Genomic DNA, 22,304 nt, shown 5'->3' with positions numbered 1-22,304 from the left:
ACCAACGCGCTCGCACGAGGGGACGAGGACGACTTCGATCACCGCGACCCCGACAACCACGATCTCGAACCGGCTCCGGGCGGCAAGACAGCCCTGGCCCGGACGGGAGCGTGGGCGCGCCGCGCGCCGCTGCTGCCGGCGCTGATCTTCATGATCATCGCGACGCAGCTGCCGTTCGTCGCGACCATCGTCATCTCGATGATGCGCTGGAACGCGTACTACCCCGATGACGTCGGATTCGCCGGCTTCGACAACTTCGTCACGGTGTTCACGAACGTCAACACCCGCAAGGCGATCTGGGTGACAATCCTGCTCACGCTCATGGTCGTCATCATCAGCCTGCTGCTCGGGCTCGGCATCGCGCTGCTGCTCGATCGCAAGTTCAAGGGCCGCGGCATCGTCCGAACCCTCATGATCACGCCGTTCCTCATCGTGCCCGTCGCCGCGGCGCTGCTGTGGAAGCACGCGCTGTTCAACCCCGAGTACGGCCTGTTCAATGGATTCCTCAAGATGGTTCTCGGCGACGACGCTCCGCAGCCGGACTGGATCACGAACAACCCGCTGCTCGCGGTGGCGGTCTCGCTCATCTGGCAGTGGACGCCGTTCATGATGCTCATCTTGCTCGCGGGTCTGCAGTCGCGCCCGATGGACGTCGTCGAGGCCGCGCGCATCGACGGTGCGTCGAACTGGCAGATCTTCAAGCACATGACGCTGCCGCACCTGCGCCCGTACATCGAGCTGAGCACCCTGCTCGGCGCGATCTACATCGTGCAGAACTTCGACGCCGTCTTCACGATCACCTCGGGTGGTCTCGGCACTGCGAACCTGCCGTACCTCATCTACCAGACCTTCTACCAGGCCCACGACTACGGTCAGGCCTCCGCAGCCGGTGTGATCGTCGTCCTCGGCACGATCATCATCGCGACGGCCGCTCTGCGCACCGTCCTCAGCCTCTTCAAGGAGGAGAACTGATGAGCACTCCCGCCTCCGCGGCCGCTGCACCCGCCGCGACGCCGAAGTCCTCCGGGCCCGCGTACACGCCGAACCCGAAGAAGAGGTCGGGCGCCCTGCTCGGCGTCCTCGCCTGGATCATCGGCCTGCTGTTCGTCCTGCCCGTCGTGTGGATGGTGTGGATCTCGTTCCACTCCGAGAACGACGCGGCCACCAACCCGCCCAAGTTCGACGCTCCCTTCTCGACGGAGGGCTACAAGAACTTCTTCGACTCGAACCCGTGGCCGTCCCTGGCGAACTCGCTGACGGCGAGCGTCGTCTCGACCCTCATCGTCCTGCTGCTCGCCCTGCCGGCCGCGTACGCCCTGTCGATCCGTCCGGTGAAGAAGTGGTCGGACGTGTTGTTCTTCTTCCTGTCGACGAAGTTCATGCCCGTGGTCGCAGCGCTGCTGCCGATCTACCTGTTCGCGCAGAAGGTCAACCTGCTCGACAACATCTGGCTTCTCATCCTGCTGTACACGTCGATGAACCTGCCGATCGCGATCTGGATGCTGCGCAGCTTCCTCGCCGAGGTTCCGAGCGAGATGCTCGAGGCCGCCCAGGTCGACGGCGCCGGTCTCGTGCGCACGCTGCGTGAGGTCATCGCGCCGGTCGTCATGCCCGGCATCGCCTCGGCCGCGCTCATCTGCTTCATCTTCAGCTGGAACGAGATGCTGTTCGCCCGCGTGCTCACCGGTACGGTGGCGGAGACCGCGCCCGTGTTCCTCACGGGCTTCGTGACGAGTCAGGGCCTATTCCTCGCCAAGGTGTGCGCCGCGTCGATCGTCGTGTCGCTGCCCGTCCTCGCCGCAGGTTTCGCCGCGCAGGACAAGCTGGTCCAGGGCCTGTCGATGGGAGCTGTTCGCTGATGGCCGTCCGCCTTTTGCAATCCACGTTGGCCGAGCTGCCGGAACAGGTGGCGCGCCCCACCTACGACCGCGCGAAGCTGACGACGGGCATCGTCCACTTCGGCGTCGGCGGCTTCCACCGCGCGCATGAGGCGATGTACCTCGATCGTCTCATGAACGACGGCGAGGCCCTCGACTCGGCCATCACGGGCGTGGGGGTGCTGCCGCACGACAAGCGCATCGTCGACACCCTCAATGCGCAGGACGGGCTCTACACCCTCGTCCTCAAGCACCCGGACGGCACCCGCGAGCCGCGCGTCATCGGCTCGATCCAGAAGATGCTGTTCGCGCCCGACGACCCCGACGCGGTCATCGACCTCATGGTGAGCCCGGAGGTCAAGATCGTCTCGCTGACGATCACCGAGGGCGGCTACCTCGTCAACCAGGTGACGGGGGAGTTCGAGGCATCCAACCCGGGCATCCAGCACGACCTGGCCGACGGGGCGTCACCGCAGACGGCGTTCGGGCTCATCGTCGAGGCGATCCGACGCCGTCGCGACGCGGGGCTCACGCCGTTCACCGTCATGAGCTGCGACAACCTGCCGGGCAACGGCGAGATCGCGCGGCGCATGATGACGGCGTACGCCGAGCTGAAGGACCCGTCGGTCGCGCAGTACATGCGCGATCACGTCGCGTTCCCGAACTCCATGGTCGACCGCATCACGCCCGTCACGGCGCCGGAGGACATCGCCGAGCTTGCCGACACGTTCGGTGTCGAGGACGGCTGGCCGGTCGTGTGCGAACCGTTCGCCCAGTGGGTGCTGCAGGACGAGTTCACCAACGGGCGCCCGCCGTTCGAGGATGCCGGGGTCCAGATCGTCGACGACGTCGAACCGTACGAGCTGATGAAGCTGCGCCTGCTCAACTGCGGCCACCAGACGCTCTGCTACGTCGGCTACCTCGCCGGTTACCGCTACGCGCACGAGGTGTGCAGCGACCCGTTGTTCGTCGACTTTCTGCTCGGTTACATGGAGAAGGAGGGTTCGGCGACGCTGCCGGAGGTGCCCGGGGTCGACCTCGACGCCTACCGTCACGAGCTCATCGCGCGGTTCGCCAACCCCGAGGTGCGCGACACGCTCGCCCGGCTGTGCATGGAGAGCAGCGACCGCATCCCCAAGTGGCTCGTGCCGGTCGTCAAGCACAACCTGGCGCACGGCGGCGAGATCGACCGCTCGGCCCTTGTCATCGCGTCGTGGGCGCGCTACGCCGAGGGCGCCGACGAGCAGGGCGACCCGATCGACGTCAACGATCGCGCCAAGGAGGCCGTCATGGCGGCCGCAGCGGCGCAGCAGGACGACAAGCTCGCGTTCCTGCGCAACCCGGACTTCTTCGGCGACCTCGTCGACGACGAACGATTCACGACGGCCTACGTCGCGGCACTCGACTCGCTGCACGAGGTCGGAGCCCGAGCCACGCTCGAGGCCCGCGCCGCCCAGGACGCCCGCCCCGGCGCGTGAGCCGGCACGGTGACGTCGGGGTGACCTGACGAGGCGTGGTCGGCGCCGCCGGCATCGTGCCTGCGGCGCCGGCCGCGTCGGAGTCCTCGGGGGTGAATGGAACCCCAGGACGACAGAGGAGACCGGATGACGTGTGACGAGAGGAACCCCATGCGCGTGCTCGAACTGAGCGCACCCGAGACGCTCACCCTGACCCAGCGTGACGTGCCGACGCCCGGCCCCGGGCAGGTGCTCGTGCGCATGACGTGCGTCGGCGTGTGCGGCAGTGACACGCACTACCTCACGCATGGGCGCATCGGCAGCTACGCCGTCGACTACCCGATGGTGCTCGGGCATGAGGGTGCCGGTGTCGTCGAAGCGGTCGGTGAGGGCGTCGACGCCTCGCGCATCGGCGAGCGCGTCAGCATCGAACCGGGCGTGCCGTGCCGCACGTGTGCGCAGTGCCTCGCCGGCGCCTACAACCTGTGCCCTGACATGGTGTTCCACGCGACGCCGCCGTACGACGGCTCGCTCGCCGAATGCATCGTCCACGACGCCGCCTTCGCGCATCCGGTGCCCGACGGCGTGAGCGACGAGGCTGCTGCGATGGTCGAACCGCTGTCGGTCGGATTGTGGGCCTGCCGCAAGGCCGATGTGACGCTCGGAGATCGCGTCCTCATCACCGGCTGCGGCCCCATCGGGCTCATGTGCCTGCTGGCCGCCCGGGCGCGCGGCGCGCGTGACATCACCGTCGTCGACCTCAACCCCGAACGCCTCGAGCGTGCCCGGGCGCTCGGTGCGCGGGTCGTCGACTCACGTCACGAGAGGTTCGACGAGCGCGAGTACGACGTTCTGCTCGAGTGCTCCGGGGTCGCCTCAGTCACGCTCGCCGGGATGCGGGCCCTGGCGCGAGGCGCTCGCGCCGTGCTCGTCGGGATGGGCGGCGACACCGTCGAACTGCCCCTGTCTGCGCTGCAGGAGCGTGAGGTCAGCGCCACCGGGGTGTTCCGCTACGCAAACACATGGCCGCAGGCGCTCGCGATGCTCGCGGGCGGCGTCGTCGAGGTCGACGATCTCGTGACGGGGCGTTTCGACCTCGCCGACGGCGAGCAGGCCCTGCGCGCGGGCCTCGACGACCCGGCATCCGTCAAGGCCATGATCTATCCGAACGGACTGCCGACGGTCTGATCTCACCGTACGGTTACCGCCGTCCGAACCGCGCGTCGCCCCCGGCGACGCCTGAGAAGGGAAACCATGTCACCTCGACTCGTCGCCGGAGTGGATTCGTCCACGCAATCGACCAAGATCGTCGTCTGTGATGCCGAGACGGGCGCCGTGGTGCGCACCTCGCGCGCGCCTCACCCCGACGGCACGAGCGTCGACCCCGAGGTGTGGTGGCGCGCTTATGAGGACGCGACGGCGGACGGGATGCTCGACGACGTCGAGGCGATCGCCGTCGGCGGTCAGCAGCACGGCATGGTCGCCCTCGATTCGGACGGCGCCGTCATCCGAGAGGCGTTGCTGTGGAACGACGTTCGCTCGGCGGGCGCGGCGCGTGACCTCGTCGACGAACTCGGGGGAGCGGGCGCCTGGGTGGATCGGCTCGACGTCGTGCCCGTCGCGGCGTTCACCGTCGCGAAGGTGCGGTGGCTGCGTGATTCCGAACCGGACAACGCCGCCCGCCTCGACACCGTCGTCCTGCCCCACGACTGGCTGACGGGGCGCATCCTGCAGGCCGGCGGCGGCTTGCGAGGATGGACGACCGACCGTGGCGACGCGAGCGGCACCGGGTACTGGTCACCCGTCACCGGCGAGTACGACGCCGGCATCCAACGTCTCGCCCTGGGCCGTGAGTTCGGCGTCCCGCGCGTCCTCGGCCCCGCCGAGCCCGCCGGCGTCACCGACGCGGGCCTCGTCGTCGGGGCGGGCACGGGCGACAACATGGGCGCGGCGCTCGGTCTCGGCCTGCAGCCCGGCGACGTCGTCGTCAGCCTCGGCACGTCGGGCACCGTCTTCGCCGTCCAGGACACGCCGACGCGGGACGCGAGCGGGCAGATCGCCGGATTCGCCTCGGCCGACGGGCGGCACCTGCCGCTCATGTGCACCCTCAACGCAGCCCGCGTGCTGACGACAGGTGCCCAGCTGCTCGGCGTCGACCTCGACGAGTTCTCCCGCCTCGCGCTCGCGGCACCCATCGGCGCGCAGGGCCTGACGTTGCTGCCCTACCTCGACGGTGAGCGCACGCCCGACCTGCCCGACGCCACGGGCACGCTCGGCGGCCTCACCCGAGCGAACGCGACGCCGGAGAACCTTGCGCGCGCCTGCGTCGAGGGGATGCTCGCGAACCTCGTCGCGGGCGTCGAGGGGCTGAAGCAGCACGGCCTGAGCGCGCGACGCATCGTCCTCATCGGGGGCGCTGCGGCTTCGGCGGCGGTGCGCGAGATCGCACCGATCCTGTTCGGGTTGCCGGTGCACATCCCGGCGCCGGGGGAGTACGTCGGTATCGGCGCGGCGCGCCAGGCGGCGTGGGCGCTGGCCGGAGGTGACGAGCCTCCGGCCTGGCATGTCGCCTATGACCACGAACTCGAGGCCACGGACGACGACGTCACCGCCGGACGCGCGGTCTACGAGCGCTACCTACGTCTGCAGCGGCAACTGCACGGCTGAACGGGCAACCTCGAGGCGGTGGACGAAAGGGGTTCGCCCACCACCGCACGCCCGTGACACCATGACGCCACCATGCCCGCCACCCGTTACCGCCGCGTTCTTGCCAACCGCCGCACCCGCCAGCTGCTGCTGCTCGGCTTCGCCATCCGCATCCCGACGTTCGGGGTGTCGGTGCTGCTCACGATCCACGTCGTCGAGACGCTGCACCGCACCTGGTCGCAGGCAGGTCTCGTCGCGGCGGCCTCGACCCTCGCCGTCGCGCTGTCGGGGCCGTGGCGCGGGCGCCTGCTCGACACCCTCGGGCTGCGCCGGGTCGTCGCGCCGTCGATCCTGGTCACGGCCGGGTGCTGGGCCGTGGCGCCCTTCGTCGGCTATGTGCCGCTGCTCATGCTCGCGGCACTGGCCGGGCTGTTCGCCGTGCCGACGTTCACCGTCATCCGTCAGGGCATCATCGCCGCGACGAGCGACGAGGATCGCCGCACGGCGCTCGCGACCGACGGCATCATCGTCGAGCTGTCCTTCATGCTCGGGCCCGTCATCGCGATCGCTTTCGGCGGTCACTTCCCGACGTCGTGGGTGATCTTCTGCCTCGAGATGGCCTCCGCGGCGCTCGCGGCGCTGCTGTGGTGGATCGACCCGCCGATCCGGCAGGCGCTCGACGAAGAGGCTGCCGCGGACGTCGACCTGCCACGCGAACGCTGGGTGACGCCGCGTTTCCTGGCGGTGTGCCTCGTCGGGTTCGCGGCCGTCGTCGTCCTCAGCGGCAGTGACGTCTCGTTCGTCGCCGCAGCCCGTCACTTCGACGCATCCGCCCAGCTCGGCCTCGTGCTGGCCGTGTGGGGGCTGGGCTCCGTCCTCGGTGGGCTCGTCTACGGCGCGATGACGTCGCCTCCGCCCATGTTCGCGCTGCTCGTCCTGCTCGCCCTGACGACGGCGCCGATCGGCTTCGCCCACGGCGTGCTCGGGCTGTGCGTGTGGGGTTTCGTCGCGGGCCTGTTCTGCGCGCCGACGATGACTGCGTCCGTCGATGCACTCACGCGCGTCGTCCCCGAACGGGTGCGCGGTGAGGCGATGGGGTGGCACGGTTCGTTCCTCACCCTCGGCGGTGCGCTCGGTGGGCCGCTCGCAGGCGTGTTCATCGACCGTCACGGCTTCGCGGGCGGTTTCGCGTCCGTCGGGCTGACGGGGGCGGCCATCGCCGGCCTCGGCGCCGTCATGGTCGGGGCGCGACGGGGGCTGCGGTCACGACGGGCCGGTCTGCCGGCGTCTTCACAGGCGCAGGGCACCGACGTCGAAACCGCCCGCCGCGCCGATTAGGGCGGAGCCACACCGGCTGCTATCGTAGTGGCAACCAGCCGAACGTTCGCATGGCCTCATCGAGGCAGTGAAAGCGCTCGGTGCGCAAGAGGGGCTTCGGTCTCCACCCTCGGTCTCCTTCGGGAGGCAGGGTCTTGGTCACGATGCACGACGAGGCACCCGCCTCGATGGCGACGGAACAATCATCGCGTCGTGCGTGTTGAACGAAGACTTCTTGCGCTCGCAAGAAGTCTTTTTTGTTGCCCGAACACCGTCGGTGGCCGGGCACACCGCAACAACTCGTGAACATCACACTCGTGAAGGAGCAGGCCATCAGCGCTGAGCCACGCATCAACGACCGAATCCGAGTCCCGGAAGTTCGGTTGGTGGGCCCCAATGGTGAGCAGGTGGGCATCGTCCGAGTCGAGGACGCGCTGCGCCTCGCCGCCGAGGCCGACCTCGACCTCGTCGAGGTGGCCCCCCAGGCCAAGCCGCCCGTCGCCAAGCTCATGGACTTCGGCAAGTTCAAGTACGAAGCGGCCATGAAGGCGCGCGAGTCGCGCAAGAACCAGGTCAACACGGTCATCAAGGAGATCAAGCTCCGACCGAAGATCGACCAGCACGACTACGACACCAAGAAGGGTCACGTCGTCCGGTTCCTGTCGGCCGGTGACAAGGTCAAGGTCACCATCATGTTCCGCGGCCGTGAGCAGTCGCGCCCCGAGCTCGGCTTCCGCCTCCTGCAGAAGCTCGCTGAGGACGTGCAGGAGCTCGCGTTCATCGAGAGCGCGCCGAAGCAGGACGGGCGCAACATGGTGATGGTGCTCGGCCCGACGAAGAAGAAGGCCGAGGCGCGCGCCGAGGACCGTCGTCGTCGTGAGGCCGAGAAGGCAGCCAATGCCGCCCCGGAGCCGCAGGCCGAGACGCCTGTCTCGAGCGAGGCCCCTGAGGCCGAGCAGGTCGCGGCCGGAGAGGCTGCGAAGTAACACCCCCTTCACCCTCGGGTGGAGAACCCTCGTCCCGGGTGATCGGGCGAGGCAGTCAGACAGCCGACGCGCACACGAGCGCGTCGAGGTAGCGAAGGAGTCGGCCATGCCGAAGATGAAGACGCACTCCGGTGCGAAGAAGCGTTTCCGCGTCACCGGTAAGGGCAAGATCATGCGGCAGCGCGCCCGCCACGTGCACAAGTTCGAGGAGCGCGCCAAGCGTCAGTCGCGTCGTCTCGTCAACGACGTCGTTCTCGCGCCGGCCGACGAGAAGAAGATCAAGCGCCTTCTCGGCCTCTGAGCCGTCCACACCCACCAACTAACTTCGCGGCAGGCGTCAGGCGCCGCCGCCCCACTCAAGGAGTGATCACGTGGCACGCGTGAAGCGGGCAGTCAATGCCCACAAGAAGCGTCGTACCGTTCTCGAGCAGGCCAGCGGCTACCGCGGCCAGCGCTCGCGCCTTTACCGCAAGGCCAAGGAGCAGGTGACGCACAGCCTCGGTTACGCCTACCGTGACCGTCGCGCCAAGAAGGGCGACTTCCGTCGCCTCTGGATCCAGCGCATCAACGCTGCGGCTCGCCTCAACGGCATGACGTACAACCGCTTCATCCAGGGCCTGAAGGTCGCCGGCATCGAGGTCGACCGTCGCATGCTCGCCGAGCTGGCCGTCAACGACGCCCCGGCCTTCGCCAAGCTCGTCGAGATCGCCAAGGCGAACGTCCCGGCCCAGACGCCGGCTGCCTGATCCAGGCACCTCTTTCGCACCGAACGCCGCTCCACGCCGAAGGGCTCGCTCGACCATGATCACGAACGTCCGTTCCGATCGGGTCAAGCAGGTCAAGGCGCTGGGGCGGCGTTCTGCACGTGACAAGGCCGGGCTGTTCCTCGTCGAGGGGCGCCAGGCCGTGCGCGAGCTCATCCGGTTCGCGCCGATGTCGATCCGCGACGTCTACCTCGACGCCGACGCCGCCGAGCGTCACCCCGACCTGCGCGAACTCGCCGGGGAATGGGCTGACGGCGCCGCAGCAGGCGAGCGGCGCTTCGTCCACGACTGCTCGCCGCAGGTGCTCGCCGCGATGTGCGACACCGAACAGCCGCAGGGCATCATCGCCGTCGCCAGGCCGATCGATCGCCCGCTGGCCGACGTGCTCGCGGGCTCGCCGAAGTTCGTCGTCATTTGCACGAACGTGCGCGACCCCGGAAACGCGGGCACCGTCATCCGCGGCGCCGATGCGACGGGGGCGGACGCCGTGATCCTCAGCGACGCGAGCGTCGACCTCTACAACCCGAAGCTCGTGCGTTCGAGCGTCGGCTCGCTGTGGCACCTGCCGATCTCGCGCGGGTCGTCGATCGAGGAGATCTTCGCCGCTTGTCGCGCCGCAGGGCTGACACTGCACGCCGCCGACGGCGTTGGCGAGACATTTCTGCCCGACGTCGACCTCGCCACCCCGCACGCGTGGGTCATGGGCAACGAGGCATGGGGCCTCGAGCCCGAGGTGCGCGAGCAGTGCGACGACGTCGTCCGCGTGCCGATCTACGGCCACGCCGAGTCGCTCAACCTCGCGATGGCCGCCACCGTCTGCCTCTACGCCTCGGCTGCCGCCCAGAACTGAGCACCCCTCGCCCGCGCGGACGCGTGGGAATCGGTTTGCGCGCACTCGATAGACTCGGGCGCATGTCTGGCCCCAACACGAACTACGACCCCGTCGAGGTCGCTGCCCTCGACCCCGAGGTGGTCGAGTCCAACGTCACCGCCGCTCTCGCGGCCATCGCCGCCGCGTCCTCGCTCGAGGAGCTCAAGGAGGTGCGCACGGCGCACGCGGGTGACAAGTCCCCGTTGGCGCTGGCCAACCGCGAGATCGGCGCGTTGCCGCCGTCGGCGAAGGCCGAGGCGGGCAAGCGCGTCGGCCAGGCACGTGGCCGTGTGGGCGCCGCGCTGAAGACCCGCCAGGGCGAGCTCGAGGCCGAGCGCGACGAGCGCATCCTCACCGAAGAGGCCGTCGACGTGACGACGGCGACCGCGCTGCGTCGCCCCGTCGGCGGGCGTCACCCCGTCGAACTCATGCAGCAGCTCATGGTCGACATCATGGTCGGCATGGGGTGGGAGGTCGCCGAAGGGCCAGAGGTCGAGGCCGAGTGGTTCGTGTTCGACGCCCTCAACTTCGACGAGGACCACCCCGCGCGCCAGATGCAGGACACGTTCTACCTCGACCCCGCCGACGGCGGCCTCGTCATGCGCACGCACACCTCGCCCGTGCAGGCACGCTCGATGCTCGATCGTGGGGTGCCGCTCTACATCGTCGCGCCCGGCAAGGCGTACCGCACCGACGAACTCGACGCGACGCACCTGCCCGTCTTCCACCAGATGGAGGGCCTCGCGGTCGACAAGGGCATCACGATGGCGCACCTCAAGGGCACGCTCGACCACCTCGCGACGCAGTTGTTCGGTGAGGGCATCACGACGCGCCTGCGCCCCAACTACTTCCCGTTCACCGAGCCGAGCGCCGAGATGGATCTGCGGTGCTTCGTCTGCCGTGGGGAGGACGCGGCCTGCCGCACCTGCGGCGGCACCGGCTGGATCGAGTGGGGCGGCTGCGGCATGGTCAACGAGAACGTGCTGCGCGCCTGCGGCGTCGACCCGGCCGAGTACAGCGGTTTCGCGTTCGGCATGGGCGTCGAACGCGCCCTGATGTTCCGCACGGGCGCATCCGACATGCGCGAGATGATCGAGGGCGACGTCCGCTTCGACGCCCAGTTCGGCTTGGAGGTCTGAGACAATGCGAGTTCCCATCGAATGGCTGCGCGAGTACGTCGACGTGCCCGAAGGGGCAACCGGCCTGCAGGTCGCCGCGGACCTCGTGCGCGTCGGACTCGAGGAGGAGGCCATCCACGGCGGCGGCGTTACCGGCCCCCTCGTCGTCGGCCGCGTGCTGACGAAGACGCCCGAGGAGCAGAAGAACGGCAAGGTCATCAACTGGTGCACCGTCGACGTCGGTGACGCGAACGGCACCGGTGAACCTCAGGGCATCGTGTGCGGCGCGCACAACTTCGAGGTCGGCGACACCGTCGTCGTCGCGCTGCCGGGTGCCGTGCTGCCGGGCGGCTTCGCCATCAGCGCCCGCAAGACGTACGGTCACCTGTCGGCCGGGATGATCTGTGCCGCAGATGAACTGGGCCTGCCCGACGACGGCTCGGGCGGCATCATCCTGCTGCCGCAGCGCCTCGGTGTCGACGCCTCGTCGCTCACGCCGGGCCAGGACGCACTGCCGCTGCTCGGGCTCGACCGCGAGACCGTCGAGGTCAACGTCACCCCCGATCGCGGTTATTGCTTCTCGATGCGCGGCATCGCGCGCGAGTACGGCCACGCCACCGGCGCGAGCTTCACCGACCCGGTCGATGCGCTGACGACGAGGGCGCCGGCAGCGAACGACTTGGGTTACCCGGTGCGCGTCGACGACCCCCAGGGGCTGCGTGGCGCGGTCGGCTGCGACCGGTACGTCGCACGCGTCGTGCGCGGCATCGACCCGAACGCTCCGGTGCCCGCGTGGCTTGCGACGGCCGTCACCGAGGTGGGCATGCGCTCGATCTCGCTGCCGGTCGACGTCACCAACTACGTCATGATGGCGCTCGGCCAGCCCCTGCACGCGTTCGATCTCGGGGCGCTGGGCGAGGAGATCGTCGTGCGACGCGCCCGCGCGGGGGAGAAGCTGACGACGCTCGACGGCGTCGAGCGCACCCTGTTCGCCGAGGATCTGCTCATCACCGACGGCGGTGCACGCCCGCTGGCGCTGGCCGGCGTCATGGGCGGTTCCGACAGCGAGGTGAGCGACTCGACGACCGACGTCCTCATCGAGGCCGCCCACTTCGACCCGGTCTCCGTCGCCCGCACCGCGCGCCGCCACAAGCTCGGCAGCGAGGCGTCCAAGCGCTACGAGCGTGGCGTCGACCCGCAGATCGCGGCAGCCGCGGCGCAGCTCGCCGTCGAACTGCTCGTGCAGTACGGCGGCGGCGTCGTCGACGACGGCGTCACCGACCTCGACACGACGCGCGCGCCGCAGCCGATCGACTTCGACCCGCAGCAGCCGACGCGGCTCGTCGGTGTCGCGTACTCCGACGACGAGGTCGCCGAGAGCCTTGATGCCGTCGGGTGCCGGGTCGAGCGCAACGAACCGTTGTGGAGCGTCACACCGCCCACGTGGCGCCCCGACCTGACGAGCGGGCCCGACCTCGTCGAGGAAGTGGCGCGTCTGCGCGGGTATGACGCCATCCCATCCGTCCTGCCGCGACCCCTCGCCGGGCGTGGGCTGACGGCGTCGCAGCGCTACCGCCGCAACGTGGCGAATGCGCTCGCGATGGCTGGCCTGACGGAGATCATCTCGCTGCCGTTCGTCAGTGATGACGTACACGACAAGCTCGGCTTCGCAGCCGACGACGCGCGGCGCACGAGCGTGCGCCTGACCAACCCGCTGTCGGACGAGCTGCCGCTCATCCGCACGAGTGTTCTCGCCACGATGATGGACTCGCTCAAGCGCAACGTCGCGCGCGGGTTCAAGGACGTGGCGCTGTTCGAGATCGGTCTCGTCGTCGCCGGTGAGGCGGGCCAGGCGCCGACGTCACCGGTCGGCGTGCACCCGGCGCCTGAGGTGCTCGACGCGATCCGCTCGGCCGTGCCGGCGCAGCCGCGCCACGTCGCCTGGGTCGCCGCCGGTGACAGCGAGCGCAAGGGCTGGTGGGGTGCCGGGCGCGGCGCGGACTGGAGCGACGCGATCGCCGTGGCGCTGCAGATCGGGCGCGTGCTCGGCGTCGACCTGACGATCGAGCAGGCGCAGGTGGCGCCGTTCCACCCGGGACGCTGCGCGAGCATCGCGCTGCCGGACGGCACCGTCATCGGCGCAGCGGGCGAGCTGCACCCCAAGGTCGTCGCGGCGTTCTCGCTGCCGGCCCGCACGGTCGGGGGCGAACTCGACCTCGACGCGCTGTCGGCGTACGCCGAGCGCCCCGGTGTCGCTTCGAGCATCGCGACGTTCCCGCAGGCGCATTCCGACGTCGCGCTCGTCGTCGACGCGTCCGTCCCTGCGGCTCGCGTCGAGACGGCGTTGCGCTCGGGGGCCGGTGAACACCTCGAGTCGGTCGCGCTGTTCGACATCTACACGGGCGATCAGGTCGGTGAGGGCAAGAAGTCCCTCGCGTACCGCCTGTTCTTCCGTTCCCCCGAGCGGACGCTGACGACCGACGAGGTGAACGCGGCACGCGACGCGGCAGTGCGCGCCGTCGACGAGAGTGTTGGAGCGAGCCTGCGCGGCGCCTGATTCCGGCATGATCGACAGGGTGGGGGCGGCGTGACGCCGTCTCCACCCTGTGTGCATGAGTATGACCTAAAAATGCATGGGTATGCGATCTGCGCTAGGCTGGGGGCATGGTCACAGCAGCTGTCGCCGGGGCGAGTGGATATGCGGGCGGGGAGATCCTGCGCCTCTTGCTCGCCCATCCCGACGTCGAGATCGGCGCACTGACGGCGGGTTCCTCCGCCGGTTCGCGCCTCGGCGATCATCACCCGTCGTTGTTCTCCCTCGCCGAGCGACCCGTGCTTGCCACGAACGCTGACGCCCTCGCCGGCCACGACGTCGTCTTCCTCGCACTGCCGCACGGGCAGAGCGCTGCGCTCGCCGCGCAGCTCGACGCAGACGTCGTCGTCATCGACTGTGGCGCGGATTTTCGGCTCGAGCGCGAGAGCGACTGGCAGCGTTTTTACGACACGCCCTACGCGGGGTCCTGGGCCTACGGGATGCCCGAACTCGTCTCGAAGGGCGTCAAGCGGCGCGAGCAGCTGCGCGGCGCGCGCCGCGTCGCCGTCCCCGGGTGCTATCCGACGGCCGTCTCGCTCGCTCTCGCGCCGCTCGCGGCGGCGTCCCTCATCGCGCTCGACGACGTGGTCGTCGTCGCGTCCTCGGGTGTCTCGGGGGCCGGCAAGGGCCTCAAGCCACACCTGCTCGGCGCCGAGGTCATGGGGTCGATGAGCCCGTACGGCGTCGGCGGCGGGCACCGTCACACGCCCGAGATCGCGCAGAACCTGCGTCTCGCCGCCGGCGGTGAGCGCGAGGTGACGCTGTCGTTCACGCCGACGCTCGCCCCCATGCCGCGCGGCATCCTCGCGACGTCGACGGCTCGGCTGGCGCCCGGCACGACGGCTGATGACGTCGCGCGCGCCTTCGCCGAGGCCTATGCCGACGAACCCTTCGTCGAGCTCCTGGCTGCCGGGTCGTGGCCCGCGACCGGTTCGGTGCTCGGGTCGAACGTCGTCACCCTGCAGTTCGCGCTCGACGAGGTGGCGGGGCGCGTCGTCGTCACCTCCGCCGTCGACAACCTGACGAAGGGGACGGCCGGTGCAGCCGTGCAGTCGATGAACCTGTCGCTCGGCCTGGGCGAGACCACGGGCCTGCCGCTCGCGGGGGTGAGCCCCTGATGGTCGCGTTCGGAGCTCGGTTCACCCTCATCGCCCACCCCGAGGAGCTGTCGTACGTGCGCCTCGGCGCGCAGGAGGTCGTGCCCGAATGGGCGCTCACGGACGCGCCGCTCGTCTCCGTCAGTGCGACGGCGTCGGAGACGTCGGTGCTGTGCCTCACCTCAGCGATCCCGCGGGACGCGGTCGTGCGTCAGCAGGGCCCGTTCCACGTGTTCGAGGTCGAGGGTCCGCTCGACTTCGCGCTGACGGGTCTGCTCTCGGCCATCGTCGCGCCGCTCGGCGAGGCCGACGTCACCGTCTTCACCGTCTCGACGTTCGACACCGACTGGATCATGGTGCCGACGTACGAATCCGCGCGCGCTCGTGAGCTGTGGGCTCGTGGCGGGCACATCATCAAGGAGAAACCATGAGTGTCACCGCTGCCGCAGGCTTCCGCGCGGCGGGCGTGACGGCGGGGCTGAAGCCCAGCGGGCGCCCCGACGTCGCCCTCGTCGTCAACGACGGGCCCGAGCACGTCGTCGCCGCCGTGTTCACCTCGAACCGCGTCGAGGCGGCGCCGGTGACCTGGTCGCGCCAGGTGGTGACGGACGGGCGCGCCGACGTCGTTCTGCTCAACTCCGGTGGCGCCAACGCCTGCACCGGGGCGCAGGGTTTCCTCGACACGCACCGCAGTGCCGAACTCGCCGCCGAGGCCGTCGGTGTGAGCGCCGGTGACGTCGTCGTCTGCTCGACGGGCCTCATCGGTGAGTTGCTGCCGATGGACAAGATCGAATCCGGTATCACCGCGGCGGCCGGTTCGTTGAGCGCTGACGGCGGGGAGGACGCCGCGACCGCCATCATGACGACGGACACGGTCGCGAAGGAGTGCACCGGGTTCGGTTCCGGCTACACGATCGGCGGCATGGCGAAGGGCGCCGGCATGCTCGCGCCGTCCCTCGCGACGATGCTCGTCGTCATCACGACCGACGCGGTCCTCACCGCCGAGCAGGCCGGCGAGGCGTTGCGCGCGGCGACGGCGATGTCGTTCGATCGCATCGACTCGGACGGTTGCCAGTCGACGAACGACACCGTCGTGCTCATGGCCTCGGGAGCGAGCGGGGTGAGCCCGCAGATGGGGGAGTTCACGGCCATCCTCACGCAAGTCTGCGTCGACCTGGCCGAACAGCTCATCGCCGACGCGGAGGGCGCCGCGCACGACATCACGATCGACGTCCAGGGCGCCGCCAACGTTGACGATGCACTTGAGGTTGCACGTTCGATAGCCCGCAACAACCTCTTCAAGTGCGCCGTGTTCGGCAACGATCCCAACTGGGGGCGGGTTCTCGCGGCCGTCGGGACGACCTCGGCCGCGTTCGAGCCGACGCAGCTCGACGTCGCGATCAACGGCGTCATGGTGTGCCGCAGCGGCGGGGTCGGTGACGACCGCGCTGGCGTCGACATGTCTCAGCGTGAAGTGAAGGTCGAGGTGTTTCTCCACGCCGGTGACGCCGACGCCACCGTCCTGACGAACGACCTCACGCACGACTACGTCCACGAGAACTCGGCGTACAGCACATGAGCGGGACGGAGAACGAGACGACCCAGCCTCGAGACCTCTCGTCGCTTGCGTCGGCGGGTCTCAAGGCGGGCACCCTCGTCGAGGCGCTGCCGTGGCTGCAGAAGTATCAGGACGCTCTCGTCGTCGTGAAGTACGGCGGCAACGCCATGACGGACGACGCCCTCAAGCGCGCCTTCGCCGAGGACATCGCCTTCCTGCGTTACGCCGGGCTACGCCCCGTCGTCGTCCACGGCGGCGGCCCGCAGATCGCCGCGATGCTCAACCGGCTCGGGATGAAGAGCGAGTTCCGCGGCGGCCTGCGCGTCACGACGCCCGAGACGATGGAAGTCGTGCGCATGGTGCTGACGGGCCAGGTCTCGCGCGAACTCGTCGGCCTCATCAACAATCACGGCCCGATGGCGTTCGGCCTCTCCGGCGAGGATGCAGGCCTGTTCGGCGCCCGCCGCCGCCCCGCCATCGTCGACGGTGAGGCCGTCGACGTCGGCCTCGTCGGTGACGTCGAGATGGTCGACCCGCAGATCGTGCGTGACCTCGCGCACTCGGGGCGCATCCCCGTCATCTCGTCCGTGGCGCCCGACCTCGAGCGCGAGGGGCAGGTGCTCAACGTCAACGCCGACACCGCCGCGAGTGCTCTCGCCGTCGCGCTCGGCGCGCACAAGCTCGTCGTGCTCACGGACGTCGAGGGGGTCTACGCGAACTGGCCGGACGAGTCGTCGCTGCTGTCGAAGCTGCCCGTCGACGAGGCCGAACGCATGCTCGCGACGGTCGACTCGGGCATGGTTCCCAAGCTCGAGGCCTGCATCCGCGCCGTGCGCGGGGGCGTGCCGCACACCCACGTCGTCAACGGGCGACGCCCGCACTCCATCCTGCTCGAGATCTTCACGGACGAAGGGATCGGCACGATGATCACCTCAGGAGGACGCCGATGAACCCGGCCGACCATGACGCCCCGGCGTCCACGATGCCGACGCACGGGGATCTGACGCAGCGCTACGGCGCCTCCCTCATGGGGGTCTTCGGGGCGCCCGGGCTCGTCCTCGAGCGCGGCGAGGGCGCCGTTGTTCGCGACGTCGAGGGCCGCGAGTACCTCGATCTGCTCGCCGGTATCGCGGTCAACGTTCTCGGCCATGCCCACCCCGCGCTCGTCGCCGCGGTGAGCGAGCAGGCGGCGAAGCTCATCCACGTGTCCAACTTCTTCACGACGCGCCCGCAGATCGAGCTCGCCGAACGCTTGGTCGCCGCGTCGGGTGGCGACGGCGACACTCGCGTCTTCTTCTGCAACTCCGGCGCCGAGGCCAACGAGGCGGCGTTCAAGCTGGCGCGCCGTACCGCTCGCCCCGGTGTCGTCGTCGCGGACGGCGGCTTCCATGGCCGCACGCTGGGCGCGCTGTCGCTCACCTCCAAGCAGGCCTACCGCGAGCCGTTCGAACCGCTGGTCCCGGGCGTCACGCGCGTGCCCTACGACGACGTCGAGGCGCTGCGGGCAGCCGTCGACGACACGGTGGGCGCGGTGATCCTCGAACCCATCCAGGGTGAGGCGGGCGTCATCGAGGCCTCGCCCGAATACCTGCGCGCGGCCCGCGAGGTGACGCGCGAACGCGGGGCGTTGCTCATCATCGACGAAGTGCAGACGGGCGTTGCACGCACCGGCGAGTGGTTCGGCTTCCAGACGATCGCACCCGAGGTCATGCCGGACGCCATCACGCTCGCCAAGGGCCTCGGCGGCGGTGTGCCGATCGGTGCGCTCGTCACCTTAGGTGCCGCCTCGACGATGTTCGAGGCCGGCCAGCACGGTTCGACGTTCGGTGGCAACCCGCTGGCGTGCGCCGCGGGCGTCGCCGTCATGCGCACGATCGAGGACGAACGCCTGCGAGAGCAGGCGCGGCGGCTGGGGGAGCACCTCGTCGCGGCTGTCGAGAACCTCGACGACGAACGCGTCGTTACCGTCCGCGGCCGCGGTCTGCTGCGCGGCATCGTGCTGCGCGACCCGCTCGCGCAGCGTGTCGTCGTCCGAGCCCGCGAGGCGGGTTTCATCATCAACGCGACGGGCCCGGACGTCATCCGCCTGGCCCCGCCACTCGTCATCACGGCCGAGCAGGTCGACACCTTCGTCGCCGCGCTGCCCGGCCTGCTCGATGCCGCCGAGACCGAGGAGAACGCCTCATGACCCGCCACTTCCTGCGTGACGACGACCTGAGCCCCGCCGAGCAGGCCGAGGTGCTCGCGCTCGCGGCGACGCTCAAACGAGACCGGCACGCCAAGCAGCCGTTCGCGGGTCCCCAGGGCGTCGCCATCATCTTCGACAAGCCGACGCTGCGCACTCAGCTCAGCTTCAGCGTGGGGGTCGCCGAGCTCGGCGGGCACCCGATGATCGTCGACGGCAAGCTCGCGCAGATCGGCACGCGTGAGTCGATCCACGACGTCGCGAAGGTGCTTGGGCGCCAGGTCAGCGCGATCGTGTGGCGCACCTACGGCCAGGACCGCCTCGAAGAGATGGCCGAGCACGCGGGCGTGCCCGTGGTCAACGCCCTGACGGACGCCTTCCACCCCTGCCAGATCCTCGCCGACCTGCTGACGGTCGCCGAACACAAGGGCAGCGCTGCCGGTCGCAAGGTCGCCTACGTCGGTGACGCTGCGAACAACATGGCCCACAGCTACCTGCTCGGTTTCGCGACGGCCGGCGCCGACATCACCGTCGCCGGCCCGCACGGGTACGGCCCGGATCCGGCGATCCTCGAGCGCGCCAAGGAGATCGCCGCGACGACCTGCGGCGGCGCGCATGCGAGCGAGGACGCCATCGAAGCCGTGACGGGCGCGGACGTCGTCATCACCGACACGTGGGTGTCGATGGGCATGGAGGACGAGGCGAGCACGCGCAAGGGCGAGAGCAATCCGTTCAGCGCCTTCAGCGTGACGAGCGAGCTGATGGCGCACGCGGCGCCTGACGCGATCGTCATGCACTGCCTGCCGGCATACCGTGGTTTCGAGATCGCCGCGGACGTCATCGACGGCCCCGCCTCGGTCGTGTGGGACGAGGCGGAGAACCGGCTGCATGCGCAGAAGGCGCTGCTGACGTTCCTCGCGGAGCACGCATGATGGCGCAGACGAAGGGTGCGCGCCATCAGCGCATCCGCGAGATCCTCGGGCGCGAGTCCATCCGGTCGCAGACGGATCTCGCCGAGCGGCTGCTCGCTGACGGCGTCGACGTCACGCAGGCGACGCTGTCACGTGATCTCGTCGAGCTCGGCGCGGTCAAGGTGCGTCAGGGCCGCACGCTCGTCTACGCCGTGCCCGGCGAGGGCGGTGACCGCACGCCTCGGGCGGGCGCCGCGCGCACCGAGGCGGTCCAACGATTGCGCCGGCTGTCGGGCGAGTTGCTCGTGACAGCGGAGTCGTCGGCGAACCTCGTCATCCTGCGCACCCCGCCGGGCGCGGCGAACTTTCTCGCCTCGGCGATCGACCACGCGGAGTTCACCGACGTCCTCGGCACGATCGCCGGCGACGACACGATCATGGTGATCTGCCGCGACCCGCAGGGGGCGGCGCCCGTCGCCAAGCGCTTCCTGGAACTCGCCGGCCGTACGGACGATCTCGCCTCCACCGACCACGATGACGACGCCCAGGAAAGCGGCGATCCCGACGCCGGTTCACGCGGCGACATTCGCGGCGTCTGAGCCCTCGAGCCCTGCTCCAACCGTTCCAATCTCCCCGGCGCCCCGCGCCCGATCCATCCGATGAAGGAGAGGTTCACCCCATGACCCAGCCCGACGCCCGCCTCAGCCTCTGGGGAGGTCGCTTCGCCGGTGGCCCGGCGGATGCGCTCGCCGCGCTGAGCAAGTCGACGCACTTCGACTGGCGCCTCGCGCCCTATGACATCGCCGGTTCGCGGGCGCACGCGCGCGTGCTGCACCGCGCCGGTCTGCTCGACGACGAGGCGCTCGCGGCCATGCTCGCGGCGCTGCAGCAGTTGCTCGACGACGTCGAGTCGGGCGCGTTCACGCCGGCGCAGGAGGACGAGGACGTCCACACGGCCCTCGAGCGCGGCCTCATCGAGCGCGCCGGCGCCGACGTCGGCGGTCGCCTGCGGGCCGGACGTTCGCGCAACGACCAGGTCGCGACGCTGTTCCGCATGTACCTGCGTGATCACGCGCGCTCGGTCGCGGCGCTGCTGCTCGACGTCGTCGACGCGCTCGTCGCGCAGGCGCAGACGCATCTCGGTGTCGCGATGCCGGGGCGCACGCACCTGCAGCACGCGCAGCCCGTGCTGCTGAGCCACCACCTGCTCGCGCACTCGTGGGCGTTGCTGCGCGACGTCGAGCGCTTCGGCGACTGGGATCGACGCACCGACGCCTCGCCGTATGGCTCGGGCGCGCTCGCGGGGTCGTCGCTGGGTCTCGACCCGGCCTCGGTGGCCGACGATCTGGGCTTCTCGCGCCCCGTCGAGAACAGCATCGACGGCACCGCGTCGCGTGACTTCGTCGCCGAGTTCGCGTTCGTCGCCGCAATGTCGGCGGTCGACATCAGCCGCATCGCGGAGGAGGTGGTGCTGTGGGCGACGAAGGAGTTCAGCTTCGTCACCCTCGACGACGCGTTCTCGACCGGCTCGAGCATCATGCCGCAGAAGAAGAACCCCGACGTCGCCGAGCTGGCGCGCGGCAAGGCGGGCCGTCTCGTCGGGGATCTCGCAGGCCTGATGACGACGCTCAAGGCGCTCCCGCTCGCCTACAACCGAGATCTGCAGGAGGACAAAGAGCCGGTCTTCGACGCCGTCGACACCCTCGAGCTGCTGCTGCCGGCCTTCGCGGGCATGACGGCGACGCTCACCTTCCACCCGGAGCGTCTCGAATCCCTCGCGCCGCAGGGCTTCTCGCTCGCCACCGACATCGCCGAGTGGCTCGTGCGTGAGGGCGTGCCGTTCCGTGTCGCGCACGAGGTCGCAGGGGAGTGCGTCCAGGCGTGCGAGCAGCGCGGAATCGAGCTGTGGGATCTGAGCGACGATGACCTCGCCGCCATCAGCGAGCACCTGACGCCGGGTGTGCGCGAGGTGCTGAGCGTGCCCGGTTCACTCGCCTCCCGCAACGCGACGGGCGGGACGGCTCCCGACCGCGTCGCCGAGCAGCTCGAGGCCGCGCACGCGAAGTCGAGCGAACTGCGTACCTGGGCGAGCCGACCCATCGACATCCGCTGACGCTCGACGTCCGCTCACGCTGACGCTCGATGTTGCCCGGGTTTCGGGGGCCGACGCCCCCGAAACCTGGGCAACATCGCGTGCGGGGCCTCACGCCGAGGGAGGTGGCCCGAATCGGGCGTGGGCGGCACAATGTCGGCGTGCCGGATCTCGACTCATCGTTCTTCGCCCATCCGCCCGTCGACGTCGCGCCGAAGCTCTTGGGCCTCACCGTCTCGCACGCGGGGGTGACGCTGCGTATCACCGAGGTGGAGGCCTACCATGGCGCCGTCGACCCGGGTTCGCACGGCTTCAAGCGCCGCACCGACCGCAACTCCGCGCTGTTCGGCCCGCCCGGCACCTGCTACGTCTACATCAACTACGGCATCCACCGGGCCCTGAACCTCGTCTGCGGGGCTGACGGAGAGTCGGCCGGTTGCCTCGTCCGTTCTGGCGAGATCATCGACGGCCTCGACCTCGCGCGGGAGCGGCGCATGGCGAGTGCACGCGAGGGCGCGCCGCTTCCCAAGGACGCCCATCTCGCTCGTGGCCCGGGCAACCTCGCGAAGGCGCTCGCGATCGAGCCGATCCTCGGCGGCACTCCCGTCGTCGGGCCGGATGCCCAGGTCGTCGTCCGTCGACCGGACGGCCACGTCGCGCCCGAGTACCTCACCGGCCCGCGTGTCGGCGTGAGCGGGCCGGGCGGTGAGGGCGAGAGCTTCCCCTGGCGCTTCTGGATCCCGGGCGAGCCGAGCGTATCCGCCTACCGCGCCGCGGTGACGCGGGTGCGCAAGCGCTGACGCAGCCCGTTGCAGCGGCGCCCTCCACGCAG

21 protein-coding genes are annotated in these 22,304 nt (G+C 70.0%); all 21 read left to right on the top strand.

The genetic code is table 11. The features are described from left to right. The first annotated feature begins 93 nt into the window (after positions 1–93). The 21 genes from EDC82_RS08310 (at position 94) to EDC82_RS08210 (ending at position 22,272) form a co-directional block, all read left to right on the top strand. Complete coding sequence (locus EDC82_RS08310; RefSeq protein WP_231729381.1) at positions 94–972, top strand: carbohydrate ABC transporter permease; 879 nt, start codon at positions 94–96, stop codon at positions 970–972. Next, positions 972–1,859 carry a carbohydrate ABC transporter permease gene (locus EDC82_RS08305; protein ID WP_062256434.1) on the top strand — a complete coding sequence of 296 codons (888 nt, stop codon included), beginning with the start codon at positions 972–974 and terminating at the stop codon, positions 1,857–1,859. The genes EDC82_RS08310 and EDC82_RS08305 overlap by 1 nt, the downstream gene beginning before the upstream one ends. Continuing rightward, entirely contained in the window at positions 1,859–3,355 is a 1,497-nt protein-coding gene (locus EDC82_RS08300) for a mannitol dehydrogenase family protein (protein ID WP_062256437.1), read from the top strand. Before EDC82_RS08305 ends, EDC82_RS08300 begins: the two co-directional genes overlap by 1 nt. A 126-nt stretch (positions 3,356–3,481) precedes the next feature. After that, positions 3,482–4,522 carry an NAD(P)-dependent alcohol dehydrogenase gene (locus EDC82_RS08295; protein WP_006944326.1) on the top strand — a complete coding sequence of 347 codons (1,041 nt, stop codon included), beginning with the start codon at positions 3,482–3,484 and terminating at the stop codon, positions 4,520–4,522. A gap of 66 nt (positions 4,523–4,588) precedes the next feature. Then, on the top strand, positions 4,589–6,001 hold the full coding sequence (locus EDC82_RS08290; protein WP_115296128.1) for a xylulokinase: 1,413 nt from the start codon (positions 4,589–4,591) through the stop codon (positions 5,999–6,001). A gap of 72 nt (positions 6,002–6,073) precedes the next feature. Next, the gene (locus tag EDC82_RS08285) at positions 6,074–7,318 is read left to right on the top strand and encodes an MFS transporter (RefSeq protein ID WP_131941148.1); all 1,245 of its coding nucleotides are present in this window, start codon (positions 6,074–6,076) and stop codon (positions 7,316–7,318) included. A gap of 281 nt (positions 7,319–7,599) precedes the next feature. Next, a complete protein-coding gene (infC, locus tag EDC82_RS08280) occupies positions 7,600–8,283 on the top strand; it encodes a translation initiation factor IF-3 (protein WP_337905398.1) in 684 nt (227 codons plus the stop codon). Positions 8,284–8,389: 106 nt separating this feature from the next. Further along, positions 8,390–8,584 (top strand): 50S ribosomal protein L35, encoded by a 195-nt coding sequence (gene rpmI / locus EDC82_RS08275; protein ID WP_006944255.1) that lies wholly within the window; start codon positions 8,390–8,392, stop codon positions 8,582–8,584. A gap of 70 nt (positions 8,585–8,654) precedes the next feature. Further along, entirely contained in the window at positions 8,655–9,029 is a 375-nt protein-coding gene (gene rplT, locus EDC82_RS08270) for a 50S ribosomal protein L20 (protein WP_006944285.1), read from the top strand. Between the two features lie 55 nt (positions 9,030–9,084). Further along, positions 9,085–9,897 (top strand): RNA methyltransferase, encoded by an 813-nt coding sequence (locus EDC82_RS08265; RefSeq protein ID WP_006944167.1) that lies wholly within the window; start codon positions 9,085–9,087, stop codon positions 9,895–9,897. A 62-nt stretch (positions 9,898–9,959) separates the two neighbouring features. Next, positions 9,960–11,057: a phenylalanine--tRNA ligase subunit alpha gene (gene pheS / locus EDC82_RS08260; protein ID WP_131941146.1), complete on the top strand. Its 1,098-nt coding sequence runs from the start codon at positions 9,960–9,962 to the stop codon at positions 11,055–11,057. 4 nt (positions 11,058–11,061) lie between these two features. Then, positions 11,062–13,593, top strand: coding sequence for a phenylalanine--tRNA ligase subunit beta (gene pheT, locus EDC82_RS08255; RefSeq protein WP_131941144.1), 2,532 nt, complete (start codon positions 11,062–11,064; stop codon positions 13,591–13,593). Between the two features lie 107 nt (positions 13,594–13,700). Continuing rightward, complete coding sequence (argC, locus tag EDC82_RS08250; RefSeq protein WP_006944230.1) at positions 13,701–14,747, top strand: N-acetyl-gamma-glutamyl-phosphate reductase; 1,047 nt, start codon at positions 13,701–13,703, stop codon at positions 14,745–14,747. Beyond that, entirely contained in the window at positions 14,747–15,157 is a 411-nt protein-coding gene (locus tag EDC82_RS08245; RefSeq protein WP_006944305.1) for an ACT domain-containing protein, read from the top strand. Before argC ends, EDC82_RS08245 begins: the two co-directional genes overlap by 1 nt. Further along, positions 15,154–16,305: a bifunctional glutamate N-acetyltransferase/amino-acid acetyltransferase ArgJ gene (argJ, locus tag EDC82_RS08240; protein WP_115296130.1), complete on the top strand. Its 1,152-nt coding sequence runs from the start codon at positions 15,154–15,156 to the stop codon at positions 16,303–16,305. The genes EDC82_RS08245 and argJ overlap by 4 nt, the downstream gene beginning before the upstream one ends. After that, positions 16,302–17,234: an acetylglutamate kinase gene (gene argB, locus EDC82_RS08235; protein ID WP_131941142.1), complete on the top strand. Its 933-nt coding sequence runs from the start codon at positions 16,302–16,304 to the stop codon at positions 17,232–17,234. Before argJ ends, argB begins: the two co-directional genes overlap by 4 nt. After that, positions 17,231–18,472, top strand: a complete 1,242-nt coding sequence (locus tag EDC82_RS08230; RefSeq protein WP_131941140.1) for an acetylornithine transaminase — start codon at positions 17,231–17,233, stop codon at positions 18,470–18,472. Before argB ends, EDC82_RS08230 begins: the two co-directional genes overlap by 4 nt. Further along, positions 18,469–19,401 carry an ornithine carbamoyltransferase gene (argF, locus tag EDC82_RS08225; RefSeq protein ID WP_006944188.1) on the top strand — a complete coding sequence of 311 codons (933 nt, stop codon included), beginning with the start codon at positions 18,469–18,471 and terminating at the stop codon, positions 19,399–19,401. Before EDC82_RS08230 ends, argF begins: the two co-directional genes overlap by 4 nt. After that, on the top strand, positions 19,398–19,979 hold the full coding sequence (locus tag EDC82_RS08220; protein ID WP_006944242.1) for an arginine repressor: 582 nt from the start codon (positions 19,398–19,400) through the stop codon (positions 19,977–19,979). The genes argF and EDC82_RS08220 overlap by 4 nt, the downstream gene beginning before the upstream one ends. 80 nt (positions 19,980–20,059) lie before the next feature. Further along, positions 20,060–21,493 carry an argininosuccinate lyase gene (gene argH / locus EDC82_RS08215; protein ID WP_062256455.1) on the top strand — a complete coding sequence of 478 codons (1,434 nt, stop codon included), beginning with the start codon at positions 20,060–20,062 and terminating at the stop codon, positions 21,491–21,493. Positions 21,494–21,633: 140 nt separating this feature from the next. After that, complete coding sequence (locus EDC82_RS08210; protein ID WP_062256457.1) at positions 21,634–22,272, top strand: DNA-3-methyladenine glycosylase; 639 nt, start codon at positions 21,634–21,636, stop codon at positions 22,270–22,272. Positions 22,273–22,304 lie beyond the last annotated feature (32 nt).

This window comes from Dermacoccus sp. SAI-028 (genome assembly GCF_004346775.1).
GTDB lineage: Bacteria > Actinomycetota > Actinomycetes > Actinomycetales > Dermatophilaceae > Dermacoccus > Dermacoccus nishinomiyaensis.
Note: the sequence above shows the minus strand (reverse complement) of the source record. Positions and strands in the feature narration are given on the sequence as shown.

Coding starts and splice junctions, on each gene's coding strand:
- EDC82_RS08305 (WP_062256434.1), top strand. CDS start 972: ATGAGCACTCCCGCCTCCGCGGCCGCTGCACCCGCCGCGACGCCGAAG.
- EDC82_RS08300 (WP_062256437.1), top strand. CDS start 1,859: ATGGCCGTCCGCCTTTTGCAATCCACGTTGGCCGAGCTGCCGGAACAG.
- EDC82_RS08295 (WP_006944326.1), top strand. CDS start 3,482: ATGACGTGTGACGAGAGGAACCCCATGCGCGTGCTCGAACTGAGCGCA.
- EDC82_RS08290 (WP_115296128.1), top strand. CDS start 4,589: ATGTCACCTCGACTCGTCGCCGGAGTGGATTCGTCCACGCAATCGACC.
- EDC82_RS08285 (WP_131941148.1), top strand. CDS start 6,074: ATGCCCGCCACCCGTTACCGCCGCGTTCTTGCCAACCGCCGCACCCGC.
- rpmI (WP_006944255.1), top strand. CDS start 8,390: ATGCCGAAGATGAAGACGCACTCCGGTGCGAAGAAGCGTTTCCGCGTC.
- EDC82_RS08265 (WP_006944167.1), top strand. CDS start 9,085: ATGATCACGAACGTCCGTTCCGATCGGGTCAAGCAGGTCAAGGCGCTG.
- pheS (WP_131941146.1), top strand. CDS start 9,960: ATGTCTGGCCCCAACACGAACTACGACCCCGTCGAGGTCGCTGCCCTC.
- pheT (WP_131941144.1), top strand. CDS start 11,062: ATGCGAGTTCCCATCGAATGGCTGCGCGAGTACGTCGACGTGCCCGAA.
- argC (WP_006944230.1), top strand. CDS start 13,701: ATGGTCACAGCAGCTGTCGCCGGGGCGAGTGGATATGCGGGCGGGGAG.
- EDC82_RS08245 (WP_006944305.1), top strand. CDS start 14,747: ATGGTCGCGTTCGGAGCTCGGTTCACCCTCATCGCCCACCCCGAGGAG.
- argJ (WP_115296130.1), top strand. CDS start 15,154: ATGAGTGTCACCGCTGCCGCAGGCTTCCGCGCGGCGGGCGTGACGGCG.
- argB (WP_131941142.1), top strand. CDS start 16,302: ATGAGCGGGACGGAGAACGAGACGACCCAGCCTCGAGACCTCTCGTCG.
- EDC82_RS08230 (WP_131941140.1), top strand. CDS start 17,231: ATGAACCCGGCCGACCATGACGCCCCGGCGTCCACGATGCCGACGCAC.
- argF (WP_006944188.1), top strand. CDS start 18,469: ATGACCCGCCACTTCCTGCGTGACGACGACCTGAGCCCCGCCGAGCAG.
- EDC82_RS08220 (WP_006944242.1), top strand. CDS start 19,398: ATGATGGCGCAGACGAAGGGTGCGCGCCATCAGCGCATCCGCGAGATC.
- argH (WP_062256455.1), top strand. CDS start 20,060: ATGACCCAGCCCGACGCCCGCCTCAGCCTCTGGGGAGGTCGCTTCGCC.